Here is a 15,206-nt window from a genome sequence, read left to right as displayed (position 1 = left end):
TAGCCCGCGCAGCGGGCGTATCGAGGCCCACCAGCGTCAGAAGTCGAGTCCGCAGACCCGCCCTGCTGACGACGGCGGGTCTCGATACGCCCCTCCGGCGTTACTCGACCAGCATGTTGCGGCGCAACCGCGTCCTTCCCCCGTCACCCAGACGCGAAGCGGCTTCACCGATCGATACGCCCCTCGGGCGCTACTCGACCAGCATGACGGGGCCCACCGGCGGGCGCCCCACTTCGACCGGCGGGCGCCCCACCATGCTGATCGAGTAGCGCGTGCAGCGCGCGTATCGAGCGGAGGGGGCGCCTTCGGCGCCAGCGCAGGGCGGGGAAGAGACCGACGTCCTTGGGGTGGGAGGGTCTCGATACGCCCCTGCGGGGCTACTCGACCAGCATGTCTGCGGGCATCTCTTCCAAGGAGATCCGCCCACCGTCGAGACAGCGGCCTGCAGAACCGCACGCGTCAGTCGACAGCGGAGCTCACCCGGATCGCCCGCGCGCTCGGTCTGTCGAAGCCGTCGGAGGTGGGGACGACGGCGCAGCGGCTCGACACCGTCCGCGGGATCATCGACCGCGGAAAGCTCTACGGGTTCCGCCATCGGGCGATCGAGGCGTCACTGACGAGCGAGTGGCCGCGAGTGGAGTGAGGCGCGCGGTGGTCCCGCTCAGCCCGCGTGCGGGAGCAGCACCTCCACCAGGCCGTCGGTGACGCGCGTCTCGAAGCGCGGCTGCGGCGAGGTGGCCGGGCCGCGGACGACCTCGCCGGTCTCGAGCGAGAAGGCGCTCGCGTGCCAGGGGCAGCTGATGCAGGCGTCGGCGCCGGTGCCGCCGAGCTCGCCCTCGTCGAGCGGGCCGGAGAGATGGCTGCAGACGTTCGAGAGCACGTCGACGCGGTCGCCGCGGCGGACGGCGAGCAGCGGGGTCTCGGCGACGGTCTTCTTCACGGGGGTGCTCTCGGGCAGCTCGGCGAGCGGTCCGAGGGGCTGCCAGCCGGTGGGGAAGCGGTGCGGGACGTCCTCGGTGTGATTCGCTCCCGCCGCCTGCCGATAGCTGAGGTGGCCGCCGAGGTAGCCGCCGCCGGAGACGACGGCGAGGCCGAGCATGCCGAGCGCCTTCCCGCTCGCCTGCCGACCGCGCACGCGCTGGACGAAGGACGCCGTGTAGAGGACGGTCCCGGCCACGTTGGCCGCCGCGTGGACGAGTCCGACCCGCTTCTGCTGCTCGTGCAGCTCGGACCAGTCGGTGTAGCCGGCGGCGGCGGTGGGCAGCACGCTGACGACGCCCAGGGCGATCAGGGTGCGAGCGGCGCGCTCGTTGCCGGGCAGCAGATCCAGGACCGCCGCCGACACCCACGCGCCGGTGGGCACGAGCACGAGCAGCGGATGCACCGGGTGCCCGATCGGGACGCCGTGCAGCACGTCGCGCACGGGCTGCGGGCGGATGACCGCGTCGACCACCTTCTTGACCCGGTCGAAGAGCGGATCGAGGGCGGCCACGTTCTCGAGACGGCTGACGAGACGGACGAGCTTCACTTCGCGCATGTCCCAGGGCACCGCGTGCCCGGGTGGCGCGGCAAGGGGGTTGCGATCCGGGGGAGCCCGTTGATCGCCCGCCCGCGACGATCCTCGCTCGGGAGTGACGCGTCCATTCGACGAGAAATGCTGTTCTGCGCGAGCCTTACCGACACTTCTCGTCGAATGGGCCGGGTCCGGCCCTTGCTGATCGAGTGGCAGGCGCAACGCCCGTATCGAGAGCCGCCGGCATTAGAAGTCGAGTCTCCAGAGCCGCCCTCGTGGCGGCGGGTCGCTTAGGAAAGATCACCTAGTACGTATGGGAAAAGCCATGCTGATCGAGTAGCCCGCGGAGCGGGCGTATCGAGATCCACCACCGTCAGGACGCTGAGTCTGCAGACCCGCCCTGCTGATGACGGCGGGTCTCGATACGCCCCTGCGGGGCTACTCGACCAGCATGATCAGGCAGAGGCCGCTTTGCCTCCCGATCGAGCAGCGCGCGCAGCGCGCCCCCTCCATGCTGATCCGGCAGCGCGCGCAGCGCCCCACCATGCCGATCGGGCAGCGCGCGCAGCACCCCCTCCATGCTGATCGAGTAGCGCGCGCAGCGCGCGTATCGAGATCCGCCCACCGTCGAGACGGCGGTCTACAGGCCCGCCGGCGTCAGTCGGCCGCGGTGAAGAACGCCTCGATCGCGCGGGTCAGTCCCACGAGGTCGTCCACGTGCGCCAGCTCGCGCGCGGAGTGCATCGACAGCAGCGGCACCCCGACGTCGACGGTCGAGATCCCCAGCCGGGTCGCGGTGAGCGGCCCGATCGTGGAGCCGCAGGGCACGGTGTTGTTGGAGACGAACTCCTGGAACTCGACACCCGCCCGCGCGCAGACTCCGGCCCAGAGCGCCGCACCACGCGCGTCGGTCGCGTAGCGCTGCGAGGCGTTGATCTTCAGCAGCGGCCCCTTGCCGGCCACCGGCTGGTTCACGGGGTCGTGCTTCTCCGGATAGTTCGGGTGCACGGAGTGGCCGGCGTCGGCGGAGAGGCACCAGGAGCCGGCCATCGCCCGGGCGCGCTCGTCGACGCCCGCGCCGAGTGCGGCGCCGATGCGGGTGAGCACGTCCTCGAGGAAGGGGCCGCTCGCTCCGGAGCGGCTGGCCGAGCCGAGCTCCTCGTGGTCGAACGCGGCGAGCATGCTGATGTGCCCGGGTTCGGCGGCGTCGCCCTCGCCCGCCGCGAGCAGCGCCACGAGCCCCGCGTGCACCGAGCTGAGGTCGTCCATCCGCCCGGCCGCGAAGAGCGCGTCGTCGAGCCCGAAGCGCGCGGGCGGCTGAGTGTCCGCGGTGATGAGGTCGTAGCCGGCGATGTCGGCGGCACCGTCGAGCCCGGCCTTCGCGGCGAGGATCTCGAGCAGGTCGTTCCCCTCCGCATCGCCCAGGCCGTAGACGGGGACCGTGTGCTTCTGCCGGTCGAGCTTGAGGCCGTCGTTCGCGTCCCGGTCGAGGTGGATCGCGAGCTGCGGGATCCGCAGGAACGGGCCGGTCCGCACGAGCACCTCGGCGCCGTCGCGGGTGACGATCCGCCCCGCCAGCTCGAGCTCGCGGTCGAGCCAGGAGTTGAGCAGCGGCCCGCCGTAGACCTCGACGCCGGCCTGCAGCCAGCCCTTCGACTCCACCGTCGGTCGCGGCTTGAGCTTGAAGCCGGGGGAGTCGGTGTGCGCGCCGAGGATGCGGAACGGCGTGACCGCGGTGGCTCCGGCCGGCACGCGCCAGGCGATGACCGCCCCATCGCGCACCACGCAGTAGCGCCCGGCGGCGGTGGGCCACGCGGCGGTCTCGTCGACGGCGGTGAACCCCGCCGCGGCCAGCCGCCGCGCCGTCTCGGCCGCGGCGTGGAAGGAGGACGGCGAGGCGGTGAGGAACTCGGCGAAGTCGGCGAGGTGGTCGGCGCGGGAGGTCATCAGTCCAGTGAAGCAGGGCCGGACGCCTAAGGGGTCGGGTTGCAGCTGCGCACGGTGATGTTCCCGATGCCCAGCACGTTCGTCACGGTGTAGGACGGCGAGGTGCCCCGCCACGTGGTGCCGGAGAGCACCGTGGAGACCGTCACGGGCCAGGAGGAGCCGACGGCCAGCAGGGTGTTGACGGGGGTGAAGCTGATGGTGCGGATCGTCGGCTCGACCGGCGTCGTCGACGTCGTGGCGGCGCCCGTGCCGTAGGTGGCCACGATCCCGGTCTGAGCGAGCGATGCGGTGGGCACGGTGAAGGTCAGCGTCACCTGTCCCAGGAGGTTCACGTCGCAGCGTGTGATCGTCGGCACCGGCAGGGCCCCGGTCGCGGCCGTGGTCGTCGCGAGCGCGGCATCCGTGAAGGCGGCCGTGGTCCCCACCGGCGGGGGAGCGACGACCCCCGCGCCCGCGAGCAGCACGGCGGTGAGACCGAGGGCGCCTCCTGCCGCGTGCCGGTGCCGGCGGCGAGGGGCGGTGCCCGCCTCCTGAGTCGCCGCTGGGCGCGCAGCCCTGGTCGGAGCGAACGCCACCATCAGCAGCAGCCCGGCCAGCAGCCCGCCCAGGAACAGCGCCGGCGGGCTCGCGAGCGCGCTCACCACGTAGCCCACGCGGTTCACGCTCGTGAGGAGCAGGTCCACCCGGTCGACGACGTACGGCTCCGCGTCGTCCACCGCGTTCGCGTCGCCGCGGAGCACGAGGGACACCCGATCGCCGCCGACCGGGGTGCTCGACACCACGCGGTGGGTGATCCGCACTCCCGTGGGCAGCTCCACGCTCACCACGTCGCCGGGCCGCGCGTCGGCGGCGGGGATGTCGCGGGCGATCCCCAGCGCCCCCGTCTCGATCGCGGGCCCCATCGATCCGCTCTGGAAGACGAGCGGGGTGATGCCGAACAGCAGCGCCGCGAGCGCGGACAGCAGGCAGAGGGTGCCGAGCACCGCTCCGACCGTGAGCAGGAACTCGCGGAGCGCGGCCCGCATCCGCCCGGGGCGCGCGGGCGCGTCCGCGCGCGCCGCCTCTCCGGCGGGCTCGATCGCGTCGTGCGGCGGATCGTCCCGGTGGGAGGCGTCCGGCGACTCGGCGAGGTGGTGGGCGGTCGACACGGGCTCAGGTGGTGGTCGCGGTGAACGTGAGGGTGATGTTCGTGGTCTGCGACTGCAGGGTGGTCGCCGCGGTGGTGGGCAGGGTGAAGAGCACGCAGAGCGTCTCCGACGGGGTCACGGCTGGGGTGGCGGTGGCGCCGGCCAGCGGGCGGCCCGTGCCGACGAGGGTGCCCACCAAGGAGGGTGCCGACGTGCCCGTGGCGGTGATCGCGGTGCCGCTGCAGGAGGAGGTGGTGCCACCGGTGGGGTTCGAGGGCGTGCCGCCGGTGTAGACGGCCGCGGTGAGCGCGGGGCCGAGCGTGCCGCTGCCGGCGCCGACGACGGTGTAGGTCACGGGGAGCGTGCCGGTGTTGCTCACCGCGATCGCCACCGCCTGCGTGCTGCCCGGGCGCAGGTTGGTCCAGGCGGGGATGGTGATGGTGTCGAAGGTGTTGAGCTTCAGGTCGACGTTGCCCGTGCTGAACGTGGTGGTGGCCGTCGCGTTGTCCGACCAGGCCGCGAGGGTGGCGACGCCGCCGCCGCCGAGCAGGATGCCGACGGAGAGCAGGGCGCGCACCTGGACACTGCGCGAACGGAAGCGCCTCGGGCGGCGTTCCGCGGCGTGGCGGGAGCGCGGCGAGGCCGAGGTGCTCTGCGGGAGTTCAGGACGGGACATCCGGGGACTGCCTTCGGGGTCGGTCGTGCGGGTCGGAGATCGCGGTGGCGGACGGCGCGCGCCGGGAGCGCATCGCGAGGAGGAGGGCGAGGCCCGCGGCCATCGCGCCGGCGGCGGCGAGGAGCAGCGGCGGCGAGAGGGAGAGGCCGGTGGACGGCAGGTGGAGCGGCCACGGACCGTGGTCGTCGGCGGACGCGGCTCCGGCTCCGGCTCCGTCGAGGCGCTCGCTCAGGGTCACGTTCAGACGCACCGACGCGCTGATGCTCTGGTACTCGTTGCCCGCCGCCGGATCCATCGTGAAGGTCAACCGCACCGGCAGGACGCCGCCGGGAGGGACCGGGAGCGTGCCAAGGCTCACCGATCGCTGGTCGCTCCTCGTGCCCGCGGGGCTCACCTCGAGCGACTCGGCGACCGGCAGGCTGCGTCCCTCCGCCGTGGCCGTCACGTCCAGCACCTCCCAGAGCGGCGTGCTCGGCGGGGTGTCGAGCACCACTGTCACCTGGGCGTCCTCGGCGCGGGTGTTGCGCACGTACAGCACGGCGGTCGAGGTGCCGCCGGGCACGATGCGCTCGTCCGTGCGGAGCAGGGGCTCGTCGATCCGCGGAGCGAACGCGTCGCCGTCGGTGCTGAGCTCGAGCCCCTCCTCCGGCACCGGCAGCGATCCGGGGGAGGCGAGGGCGATGGCCGGCGCGAGGACCGGCGGGGCGATCGCACCGAGCGCCACCGCGGCGACGGCGACGGCGAGCCGCGCAGTCCGCGCGCGCCGGGAGCGGCCGGTCACGAGACCCTCCTGGATTTCCGGCGGCGGTCGAGCAGGGCTCCGCCGAACATCACGAGGGCGTAGCCGCCGAGGAGGCTCACGGCGACGATCGTCGCGATGCCGCGCTGCGGACCGGTGAGAGCGCTGTTCAGGTAGCCGAGCCACGGCAGGTGGTACCAGAGGACGCCGCGGACCTGCACCTCGCGCACCGGCTCCTGGTCCGCCACGTTGTTCGCGTCGCCCTGGGTGACGAAGGTGCGCTCGCCCCGCGCGTTCTCGGCCGTGGCGATCACCCGGTGCGTCACGACGGCGCCCTCGCCCGAGGCGAGCTGGTAGGTGATCACCGTGCCGACGCCGATCGAGTCGGCGGGGACCGGCCGCATCACCACGAGCTCGCCGGGCGGCAGCCCCGGCCGCATCGAGCCGGTGAGGACGGTGTAGGCGGTCGCCCCGGTCACGCGGGGCACCACCACCGTCGCCAGCAGCACGCCCACGGTCACGAACAGCGCCAGCCAGGAGAGCACCCGGCCCACCCAGACCAGCGCGCCGTCCTCCTTGAGCCGCGGAGCCCTCGAGCGCACGGCGGCGTGCCGCCCCGCTCCGGCCTCCGCCTCGATGCTCGCGGGGGCGCTCACAGCTGCTCCGCCCGGAAGCGGAACACGATGGTGGTGCTGGTGCTCTGCAGGGAGGCCTGCGGCGCGGACGGCGACAGGGTCACGCGGATGCACCACACCTCGCTGCTCCCCTTCTGCAGGTTCCGGTACGCCGAGGTCGCCGAGCCGAGCGGCGCGGTGGTCACGAGCGCGAGACCGGTGGGCGTGCCCGTCGCCGGGCACGAGGCCGCCGACGACACGAGGGTCGCGGCGGTGGTGAACGCCGAGGCCGCGGCCGCCGGCGTCACGACGGTGCTGTCCAGCCGGTAGCGCAGGTCCTCGGTCCCGGCGTTGCGGAGCGTGAGCGGTGCCTGGGCGACGTTGCCCGGCCCCGCGTTCCTCGCATCGAGGGCGGTGAAGACGTGGTCCTGCACCTGCGCAGCCGCCGACCCCGCGAGCAGATCGAGGCTGCCGGAGCGGAGCGTGGTGCCCGGCACGGTCTCCGCGTCGCTCCAGTAGGCGGCCGTGCCGATCCCCGCGAGAGCGAGGGTGAGCACGGCCGCTGCACCGAGGGCGACGGCGGAGAGCCGAGAGGGCATGGGGCTGCTGGGTGAGTCGCGCGCTGACTACGGCGTGACGCCGTTGGGGTTCTGCGCGAGCAGGAGCTGGAACTCGGCCAGGTCGAGGGTCGAGTCCTGGCCGTCGAGACCTGCGGTGGCGGGGTCGAAGGTGAAGGTGACGACGACCGGGAACGTCTGGGTGTCGCCGTCCTCGAAGTCGAAGACGAGCGAGTCGCCGCCGTCGGTCTCGCCGGCGACGGTGAGCGCGGTGTCGACGTACGGGGCGAGGGTGCCGGCGGCGGCGGGCAGGACCGCCGAGAACGTCGCCTCGAGGTTCTTGCCGATGCCGCTGACGGTCGCTGCGGTCGTGTACGTGATGATGTCACCCGGCACGATGAGGTCGGTGGCGGGGTCGAAGAGCGCTCCTGTGGTGGTCCCCGGCGTCACGTCGGCCCACGTTCCCGCGGCCACGTCCAGAGTCAGGTTGCCCGACTCGATCGCACCGGCGTCGATCGGCTCCGAGTCGCTCCAGAACGCGAGCGTGCCCGCGCCGCCGAGCAGCAGTACAGCAGCCGCGCCGGCCGCGATGGCGCCCTTGGTCGTCTTCTTCATCGTGATGGTCCTGTTCCCCGCAGGAGTACCCGGGCGGCTTCGTAGCGGCCCCTCGCTCCAGGCGGAACGTAACCGGCGGCTGAGAAAACGGTCAAGATCGCCCGCGGGGGTGCGGAGGCGCTCGTCTGCGCCCTCTGGGAGAGCGTTCGCACAGCCGGCTTACAGGCGGTTTCGTGCGCTCCGCCGGGCCGCGAGGCCGTTCGGCGGGGCAACAGCCAGCTGGACGACCCACGGTGCGGCCCACGGCCGGGGGGCAGCGGTGGTGGGCGGACGCCGGAGACGCGCAGTCACGGAAGGGTAAGAGACTGCGTGAAGTGGCTGCTTCCCGTCGTGAATCGCGGGGGTGCCGACTCAGCTCTCGAGCAACCGGGCTGCGGCCCGCAGTAGATCGGCTGCGGCGGCGAGCCGCTCCGAGGCAGCAGGTCTCGCATCGATCCCGGTCTGCCCGCTGCTCGGCACGGGGACCACCGGCCGGAGGAACGGACGCTCGTCGAACTCGAGGGCGGGGGTCATCATCGGGTCCTGGCCGGGGTTCGTGCCGAACGCCACGATGATCCGGTCGAGGAACTCGCGGTTCGTGAGTCGCTGACGGTAGGCGTCCTCGACCAGCGGCACGACGAGGGCGGTGAAGTCGCCGGCCTCGGCCCCTTCGTACGCGACCTGCGTCGGGGAGCAGGCGCTGTACAGCACGACGGGCTGCGGAGAGGGCGCTTCGATCGGGCCCGCCTGGCGGTAGTCCGATCCTGCCGCGGCGCTCTCGGCGGCCGACAGCTCGACGGTTCGCATGTTCCGCCCCGGATCGTCGGCCGTCCGCAGCGCGCCGGCTGTCACGGCGCCGCCGTCGAGGGCCGCTCGGGCGCCGCCTCCGGCGTTCCGGGCCGCGTCGCCGGCGTAGCAGGAATCGAAGAACAGGGTCGCGTTGACTCCCTCCCGGAGCTGCTCCCAGATCAGCGCGAGCTCGTCGTCGACGATGACGGTGCCGTCGCGGAAGCCGATCGGGCAGAGTGCGGAATCCATTCGACGGCGGCCGTGCCGGAAGCGCTCGTCGCCGTCGAGGTCCGGCACGGCCACTCCGTGACCGGAGTAGTGGATCACGATGACGTCGCCCGGTCGGGCGGTGAGCACGAGGTCCAGGATCGCCAGCATGATCCCCTCCTTGGAAGCCTCCTTGTCGCGCAGGATCGTCGGCGCGAAGCCCAAACCCGCCAGCACCGCGGCCCAGCGCTCTGCATCCTTCACGCCGCTGTTCAGAGCGTCGTGGCCCGCATAGGCGCTGATCCCGATGCAGAGGGCGCGCATCCGGTGATGCTCCGGCACGGGCACAGGGACGATCGGCCCCGCATCGCGCCCCGCGCGCGGCGCCTTCGCGGAGTGCGCGTCGTCGGACGGGAAGTCCCGCGCGAGCGCCTGGTCGTCGCGCAGCCGCAGGATCCGCCGGGCGACGCTGTTCATCGTGGCGAGGTCGTCGTCGAAGTCGCCGTGGTGCTCCCCGTGGGAGGCGCTCCGGCCCGCTGTCGCCTCCGTGTGGGCGTACACGGCCTCGGCGATCCTCGGATCGGTGGAGAAGAAGGCGCTCATGTCCGGGTCGGCGTCGACGCACTTCTGGAGTCCGAGCAGCGGCACGTGCCGCGTGTTCTCGAGCGCTCCGTGGATCAGGTAGAGCAGCGACTTCCGGTACGGTCCGCAGTCGTCCTCGCTCTCGACCGCATCCCGCATCGTGAACAGGGTCAGGCTGAGGATGTCCCTCCTCTTGACGGCCTTCGCGAGCGTGCTGCGGAACTCGTCGATCCGGATGGCGGGCGCGAGCAGGGCGAGGCTGGTGAACGCCGGCAGGCCGACCCTCCGGGCCGCGGGGACGAACGCGGAATGGAAGATCGAGCCGGCGCTGTGGCCCACGGCGTGCAGCTCGACGGGTGGATGCCGGTCCGCGGGCGCGAGTGCCTCTTCCGATGTCGCCCGGTCGGCGAGGTACTCCTGCAGCACCTCAGCGAAGGCGAGCGCCCCGCCCTCCGGCCTGGAGCACCGGCGAGCGTCCTCCTTCATCTCCCGCCAGAAGCGCCGGCCCTGACCGAACCGGCAGAGCAGTTCGACGATGTCGTCGGTCGGAGCGGAGCGGGTGCCGTCGTCGCCTCCGGAGAGCGTCTCGTCGAGGACGTCGAAGAAGGTCTTCCCCTTGCCGCTCCGCCAGACGAAGTAGACGGGGAAGACGTGGTGCGCCCGCCAGAAGTCGGCCGTCACGTCGGCATAGGCGAGGGCGGACGTCGCCGAGACCAGCCCGCCGTGCGCGTGCAGCATGATCCGGGGTGGAATTCCGGCGGGCAGGGCGTCGACGTAGGTGGCGAAGTGGTCGAAGACGAGCTGCCGCACGTGGTCTGAGGTGGTTGCGAAGTCCTCCGGGAACGGCTCCGGGTCGCCGGACGTGGTGGCCAGGTAGCCGTCATCGGTCGAGACGACGCACGTCCGCAGTCGTGCGACGCTCGCTCGGCTGAGGCGATCGGTGGTCGATGTCATGGCGTCTCCTCCAAGTGGTCGTCCGTCCAGTCGACGAAGTCGACGGTGGCCTGCGGGTTGCCGTAGACGGTGTACGCGATCCAGCTCGCGTCGTCGTCGCTCCGAGCGCTCTCGCGGGCACGGCAGGACGCCTGTGCGAGAGTGGCCCCGTCGCGGAGCGCCAGGTAGAAGGCGCTGGTGAAGCTGGAGGCGGCCCGCGACCCGACCGACCAGCGGCATCCCACGAAGATCTCGGCCCCGCCCTGGAGGAACGCTGTGGCGAATCCGCCGTGATCCGCTCGGAGCTCGCCGGTGCGGCAGGCGTTCAGCATCACGATCGGCCCGGTCCGCGTCGGCGGCGGAGTCAGCGGGAGGAAGCCGGCGCGGACCTCGGTGTCCGCGTAGCGGACGGTGGCGCCCGGGTCGACCAGGAGGTACTGCGTCAGCGGCTCGTCCGCATCGACGTCGCCGTGACCGGCGAAGTGCAGCAGATCGAATCCGCGGGCGGTCAGCTCCGAGACGAGTCCCGTGTGGTCGGCGGGGGCGAGAGGCTGCGCGCGCATCCTCTTCTCCAGGAAGGCCCTCTCGTTGGTGAGGAAGGGCAGCGGGTCCTGGTACTCCGGGATCAGCCAGCGGGCGCGCGCCATCGAGACGCTGAGGTGAGCGGACGGATGCGTGCCCTGCAGCCAGCGCACCATGCCGAGTTCGCCGAGGAACACGCCGTTCCCGCCCGACGAGTCGGAGAGGTGCACGATCTCCCACGGCAGCGCGGCCCCGGTCGTGAAGAAGGTGATGCCCTCGATCTCCTTCCGGTGCGCGTGCAGGAAGGCGCGGAGCTCTGGCGGCAGGAGCTTCTCGGCGAGGTTCTCGCCGATCTCCCGCAGCCGGATGGTGAACTCGGCTCCCGCGCTGCGGGCGCGGCCGTTCGTGCGCGGGTTCCGGCCGACGTCGTTCTGGATCTCGACCCAGACCTTCTCGATCCCCGTGTAGAGGTCGTGGAGGAGGGCGGGGCGATCGACCGGCATCGTCGCCGTCACGGTCTTTCCCGCGGTGTGCAGGTCGTACTCGATCACGGTGCCGCAGACCGCCGGTGCCATCTCGGTCGCCGGGGTGATCTCGACCGTCGTCTCCGTGATGTCCAGCCGGTCGGTCTGGGGGTGCGCTTCGGCATCGAGCCTGTCCTGGCGCCGGGTCGGCGCGGCCGCCGCTCCGCCCTCGATCGCGTCCGACTCGATCCTGATGACGCCGAGGAGTGCGCCGTCCTGCTCGAAGCGCACCCAGACGCTCACCCGGCCGGTCACCAGGGCTCTGACCCCTGCCGTTCTCTCGCCGCGGTCCTCCGCGCCGGGGAACGGGAGCCAGAGCTCGGCCGGCTCGACGATCGCCCGCTCCGCCGCGAAGCGCACGAGGACCGGCCGGCCGACGACTCCCCGGATGCTGCCGAGGCTCCGATGCGCGACGGTCGCGAGGTCGACCTCCTCGCCGGCGACCGTGACGAGGAGATCCTCCAGCACCCCGAGGCGAAGCGTCTCGGGCAGATCCACCGCCGCGTTCGCGGCCGCGGCCGGGACCGGCTTCCGCACGAACCCGCCCGCCCGCGGCGCCGCTGGCTCGGCGACCCGGCGCCCCGGCGGGCGAGGACTGCGCGGCGGCGGAGCGGGCGCGTCCCCGCCGCCGAGCATGCTCAGGTCGGGGACGATCCTGGACGGCTTCCCCCTTCCTGCCTTGCCGGGTGACCACCGGTCCTCGTGCTCCGGCTGTCGTCCGTCGTCGGCGGGTGCCTCCCGCAGATCGTCGGCGGGCGGCTTCGAGACGGAAGCGACCAGCTGCGCCGGCGGCGGTCCGCCGGGTGCCCGCTCCCACGACGGCGCCTCGCGCACGAGCACGATCAGCAGCTCCCGGAGGAGCGGCCCGACGAGGAAGCTCAGGCGTCGGGAGTCCCGGCCGTGCGGTGACCGGCCGATGACAGCGACGATCTCGCCGCCGCCCATCACGACGGCCGGCCCGGCCCAGTCGTTCAGGTCCAGGGAGACAGTGCTCGCGCGCCCCGGCGCGAAGCGGACCCGGACGACGTCCTGCGGTCCGAGGCCGAAGACGCCGCCGACGGAGTCGAGAAGACCGATCGCGCGCCGGTTCCTCTCCTTCGAGGCGAAGCTGCTCCACGGCGTCGAGACGAGCGGCTGCACGAGCACTCCCTCCGTCGGGGCTTTCTGCTCGACAGTGTGCTCCTGAAGCGGGTATTGCACATCCCCGGAAGTGCATCGTTCTCGAGGCGGTCGAGCGCCTCCGCTCCGGGCGGCCGCGCCGTTCGGCACTTTTCGTTGCCAAGGAAGCGGCAGAGGCGCGGAAAGTGACGAACCGCGGAGCGCCGACGCCGATCAGGTGGCCCGCGGCTCCGGCGCCTCGTCGGCGTGCCGGCCCAGCCACCCCTTCGACCGCCGCAGCCCCTCCTCGAGCGTCGCGTCGCTCTCCTCGTCCACGCAGATCCACCCGTCGTACCCCGCCCGCCCGAGCGCGTCCAGCACCCCGCCCAGGTCGAGCACGCCCTCCCCGGCGATCCGCCACTCCCCGTCCCGCCCGACCGGGATCGAGTAGTCCTTCAGATGCAGGTTGTCGACGAAGGCCCCGAACTCGTCGATGAAGCCCGGCAGATCCTCGACCCCCGACCGCGCCAGATGCGCCGTGTCCACGGTCAGCCCGAGCACCCCCGGCTCCAGCCCGTCGAAGAACTCGCGGAAGTCCGCCAGCTCCATCACCGGCTGGTCCGTGTGGTGGTGCAGCGAGAACGCCACGCCGGCGTCCCGCGACCGAGAGGCGATATCGGTCAGCGTCGAAGCGAACGAGCGCCGCATCGCGGCATCCACCCCCTCGTGCGGATGCCCGTGGCAGAACACGATCCGCTCGGCCCCCACCGCCGCGGCGAAAGCGATGGTCGCCGCGATCCGCTCCTGCCCCGCCTCGTCCAGAGAATCCCCGGTGATCAGCGCCGAGTAGACCCCCGGATCCTCACCCAGCGAAGCCAAGGCGCGAGATGGGTCGTTCACGTACTCGGCGTACTGCGCCCCCTTCAGCTGCAGCCCCTCGTACCCCTCCGCCCGGAAGCTCGACACCAGCACCGGAACCTCCGCAGGCTCCAGGAACTTCGAGAACGCCAGCCGCGACACGCTCATTCTCCGATCACCTCGCGCTCGGCCGTGTCGAACACGATGAGCAGCTCGCACTCCTCGTCGCCGATGTTCACGGCGTTGTGGGTGGCGCCGAGGGGGATGGAGATGGTGTCGCCCGGCCCCATCTCGACGTAGTCGTCGTTCACCCGGTTGCGGATGCGGCCGCGGATGACGGTGAGCACCTCGTCGCAGTTGGGGTGGTGATGCACCGGGTTGTTGCGGCCGGGCTGGATGAAGCACTTGCCGACGGTGAGGACGTCGGAGTTCCCCTCCGATCCGGCGATCATCCACTCGAGCCGGCCCCAGTCCTGCGGGACCGTGGTGGCGCCTCCGGCGGGCACGAAGCCGCCGCGGCGGGTCTGGTTCTCGATCATGTCGTCTCCTTCGTCAGAATCAGTGGCAGTCGAAACAAATGGCAGTCAATAAGGGGCGCCCGGCCCGGGCAGGCCGGGCGCCGAGAGCGTCAGCCCCCGAGCTGCGCGACCTTCGCGTCCAGCGCCGCCCCGACCTCGGCGGGAGTCAGCTGCCCCTGCGCCATCAGCTGCAGCTGCGCGACCATCTCGACGTTCAGCGCGTCCTGATAGCGCGGCCAGGCGGCCTGCGGCAGGTACACCCGGTCCTCCTGCAGAGCGAGCAGGTTGGGCGCGAGGTGCTCGTCGATCGCGGGCTCGTAGTTGGTCGTCGTCGTCATCGAGTTGGTCGCCTTCTGGAAGGCGGCGACGCCCTCGGGGCTGGCGAGGAAGCCGAGGAACGCCTGCGCGGCCTCCGGTTGCTTCGCCTTCGCGTTGATCACCCAGCCGGGCGAGGCGTTGCCCGAGAACCACGGCTCGCCGTCGGGCTGCGGGAAGCCCGCGATCGCCCAGTTCAGGTCGGGGTTCAGCTCCGGCACCTTCGTGACGTTCCACGGACCCATCGGGATCATCGCGGCGCGACCGGTGACGAACTCCTCCAGCACCTGGTCGCCGTTCACCCCGACGACGTCCTGCGAGATCAGGCCCTCGTCGAACAGCTCGGCCCACTGGCCGAGCGGCTCCGCCCAGTTCTCCTCGAAGGAGCCGCCGCCGTCGAAGGCGTCGAGATCACTCACGCCGTTGCGGGCGTTCGCGGCGCCGACGCTCGAGGCGATGCTGTCGGGCAGCGCGCTCCACGGCTCGAGGTACGGGGTCGTGCCCGTCTCCTTGAGGTCGCGGAGCAGCTGCACGAAGTCGTCCCACTCGGTCGGGAACTCGTCGTAGCCGAGCGACGCCACGAGATCGGCGTCGTAGGCCAGCCCCGTCGACCAGGACGAGATCGAGAGGCCGTAGGTCCGGCCGTCCCTGCCGCGGATCTCCTTGTTGAGGGGCGCGATGACGTCCATGTAGGGCTCGTCGGTGATGTCGACGACGAGCTCGCCGTCGATGAGGTTCGTCTTGTTCTCGGAGCCCATCACGAAGACGTCGGCGGCGGTGCCGGCCAGGAGTCGGTTCTGCAGCGTCGAGATGTACTCGGCGACCGGAGGCGCGTGCGAGACCTCGACGCGGATGTCCGGATTCGCCTCCTCGAAGGCGGCGACCACCGGCTCCATCACCTCGGGGCTGTCCCAGGTCATGAAGGTGAGGGTCGTGCGCCCGTCGCCACCGGCGGCGGAGCAGCCGCTCAGCACGAGGGCGAGCGCGACACCGCCGAGAAGTGCGGTGCGCAGTCGGGTGCGGGTGCGGGATCTGTGCGTCATTGCAGGATTCGCTTTCTGGAGGAGAGAGGAGAAGGAGAGGGAGAGGGAGA

At 72.1% G+C, this 15,206-nt stretch carries 13 protein-coding genes; all 13 read right to left on the bottom strand.

Going from position 1 to position 15,206, the window contains the following annotated elements; translation table 11 throughout:
* Positions 1-661: 661 nt before the first annotated feature.
* Positions 662-1,537, bottom strand: a complete 876-nt coding sequence (locus tag HQQ86_RS12585) for a Rieske 2Fe-2S domain-containing protein (RefSeq protein WP_173288498.1) — start codon at positions 1,535-1,537, stop codon at positions 662-664.
* A gap of 633 nt (positions 1,538-2,170) precedes the next feature.
* A complete protein-coding gene (locus HQQ86_RS12580) occupies positions 2,171-3,460 on the bottom strand; it encodes a M18 family aminopeptidase (protein ID WP_173288496.1) in 1,290 nt (429 codons plus the stop codon).
* A 26-nt stretch (positions 3,461-3,486) separates the two neighbouring features.
* On the bottom strand, positions 3,487-4,608 hold the full coding sequence (locus HQQ86_RS12575; protein WP_173288494.1) for a hypothetical protein: 1,122 nt from the start codon (positions 4,606-4,608) through the stop codon (positions 3,487-3,489).
* A 4-nt stretch (positions 4,609-4,612) separates the two neighbouring features.
* Complete coding sequence (locus HQQ86_RS12570) at positions 4,613-5,263, bottom strand: TasA family protein (RefSeq protein WP_173288492.1); 651 nt, start codon at positions 5,261-5,263, stop codon at positions 4,613-4,615.
* Positions 5,250-6,044 (bottom strand): hypothetical protein, encoded by a 795-nt coding sequence (locus tag HQQ86_RS12565; protein WP_173288490.1) that lies wholly within the window; start codon positions 6,042-6,044, stop codon positions 5,250-5,252. Before HQQ86_RS12565 ends, HQQ86_RS12570 begins: the two co-directional genes overlap by 14 nt.
* Positions 6,041-6,658 carry a signal peptidase I gene (locus HQQ86_RS12560; protein ID WP_216845348.1) on the bottom strand — a complete coding sequence of 206 codons (618 nt, stop codon included), beginning with the start codon at positions 6,656-6,658 and terminating at the stop codon, positions 6,041-6,043. Before HQQ86_RS12560 ends, HQQ86_RS12565 begins: the two co-directional genes overlap by 4 nt.
* Positions 6,655-7,215 carry a SipW-dependent-type signal peptide-containing protein gene (locus tag HQQ86_RS12555; RefSeq protein ID WP_173288488.1) on the bottom strand — a complete coding sequence of 187 codons (561 nt, stop codon included), beginning with the start codon at positions 7,213-7,215 and terminating at the stop codon, positions 6,655-6,657. Before HQQ86_RS12555 ends, HQQ86_RS12560 begins: the two co-directional genes overlap by 4 nt.
* A 27-nt stretch (positions 7,216-7,242) precedes the next feature.
* Positions 7,243-7,788: an alternate-type signal peptide domain-containing protein gene (locus HQQ86_RS12550; protein ID WP_173288486.1), complete on the bottom strand. Its 546-nt coding sequence runs from the start codon at positions 7,786-7,788 to the stop codon at positions 7,243-7,245.
* Positions 7,789-8,139: 351 nt separating this feature from the next.
* Complete coding sequence (locus tag HQQ86_RS12545) at positions 8,140-10,299, bottom strand: caspase family protein (protein WP_173288484.1); 2,160 nt, start codon at positions 10,297-10,299, stop codon at positions 8,140-8,142.
* A complete protein-coding gene (locus tag HQQ86_RS22060) occupies positions 10,296-12,464 on the bottom strand; it encodes a CHAT domain-containing protein (RefSeq protein WP_173288482.1) in 2,169 nt (722 codons plus the stop codon). The genes HQQ86_RS12545 and HQQ86_RS22060 overlap by 4 nt, the downstream gene beginning before the upstream one ends.
* Positions 12,465-12,656: 192 nt before the next feature.
* Positions 12,657-13,448, bottom strand: coding sequence for a sugar phosphate isomerase/epimerase (locus HQQ86_RS12535; protein ID WP_173288480.1), 792 nt, complete (start codon positions 13,446-13,448; stop codon positions 12,657-12,659).
* Positions 13,445-13,819 carry a cupin domain-containing protein gene (locus tag HQQ86_RS12530; protein ID WP_132436793.1) on the bottom strand — a complete coding sequence of 125 codons (375 nt, stop codon included), beginning with the start codon at positions 13,817-13,819 and terminating at the stop codon, positions 13,445-13,447. Before HQQ86_RS12530 ends, HQQ86_RS12535 begins: the two co-directional genes overlap by 4 nt.
* Positions 13,820-13,908: 89 nt before the next feature.
* Positions 13,909-15,156 (bottom strand): ABC transporter substrate-binding protein, encoded by a 1,248-nt coding sequence (locus HQQ86_RS12525; protein ID WP_173288478.1) that lies wholly within the window; start codon positions 15,154-15,156, stop codon positions 13,909-13,911.
* Positions 15,157-15,206 lie beyond the last annotated feature (50 nt).

Source organism: Rathayibacter sp. VKM Ac-2857 (assembly GCF_013205025.1).
In the GTDB taxonomy this organism is placed as follows: Bacteria; Actinomycetota; Actinomycetes; order Actinomycetales; family Microbacteriaceae; genus Rathayibacter.
Note: the sequence above shows the minus strand (reverse complement) of the source record. Positions and strands in the feature narration are given on the sequence as shown.

What these genes read in the sequence shown, in the direction of transcription:
- HQQ86_RS12570 (WP_173288492.1), bottom strand. Translation starts at nt 5,263, where the DNA reads ATGTCCCGTCCTGAACTCCCGCAGAGCACCTCGGCCTCGCCGCGCTCC.
- HQQ86_RS12525 (WP_173288478.1), bottom strand. Translation starts at nt 15,156, where the DNA reads ATGACGCACAGATCCCGCACCCGCACCCGACTGCGCACCGCACTTCTC.
- HQQ86_RS12550 (WP_173288486.1), bottom strand. Translation starts at nt 7,788, where the DNA reads ATGAAGAAGACGACCAAGGGCGCCATCGCGGCCGGCGCGGCTGCTGTA.
- HQQ86_RS12530 (WP_132436793.1), bottom strand. Translation starts at nt 13,819, where the DNA reads ATGATCGAGAACCAGACCCGCCGCGGCGGCTTCGTGCCCGCCGGAGGC.
- HQQ86_RS12555 (WP_173288488.1), bottom strand. Translation starts at nt 7,215, where the DNA reads ATGCCCTCTCGGCTCTCCGCCGTCGCCCTCGGTGCAGCGGCCGTGCTC.
- HQQ86_RS12545 (WP_173288484.1), bottom strand. Translation starts at nt 10,299, where the DNA reads ATGACATCGACCACCGATCGCCTCAGCCGAGCGAGCGTCGCACGACTG.
- HQQ86_RS12535 (WP_173288480.1), bottom strand. Translation starts at nt 13,448, where the DNA reads ATGAGCGTGTCGCGGCTGGCGTTCTCGAAGTTCCTGGAGCCTGCGGAG.
- HQQ86_RS12585 (WP_173288498.1), bottom strand. Translation starts at nt 1,537, where the DNA reads ATGCGCGAAGTGAAGCTCGTCCGTCTCGTCAGCCGTCTCGAGAACGTG.
- HQQ86_RS12580 (WP_173288496.1), bottom strand. Translation starts at nt 3,460, where the DNA reads ATGACCTCCCGCGCCGACCACCTCGCCGACTTCGCCGAGTTCCTCACC.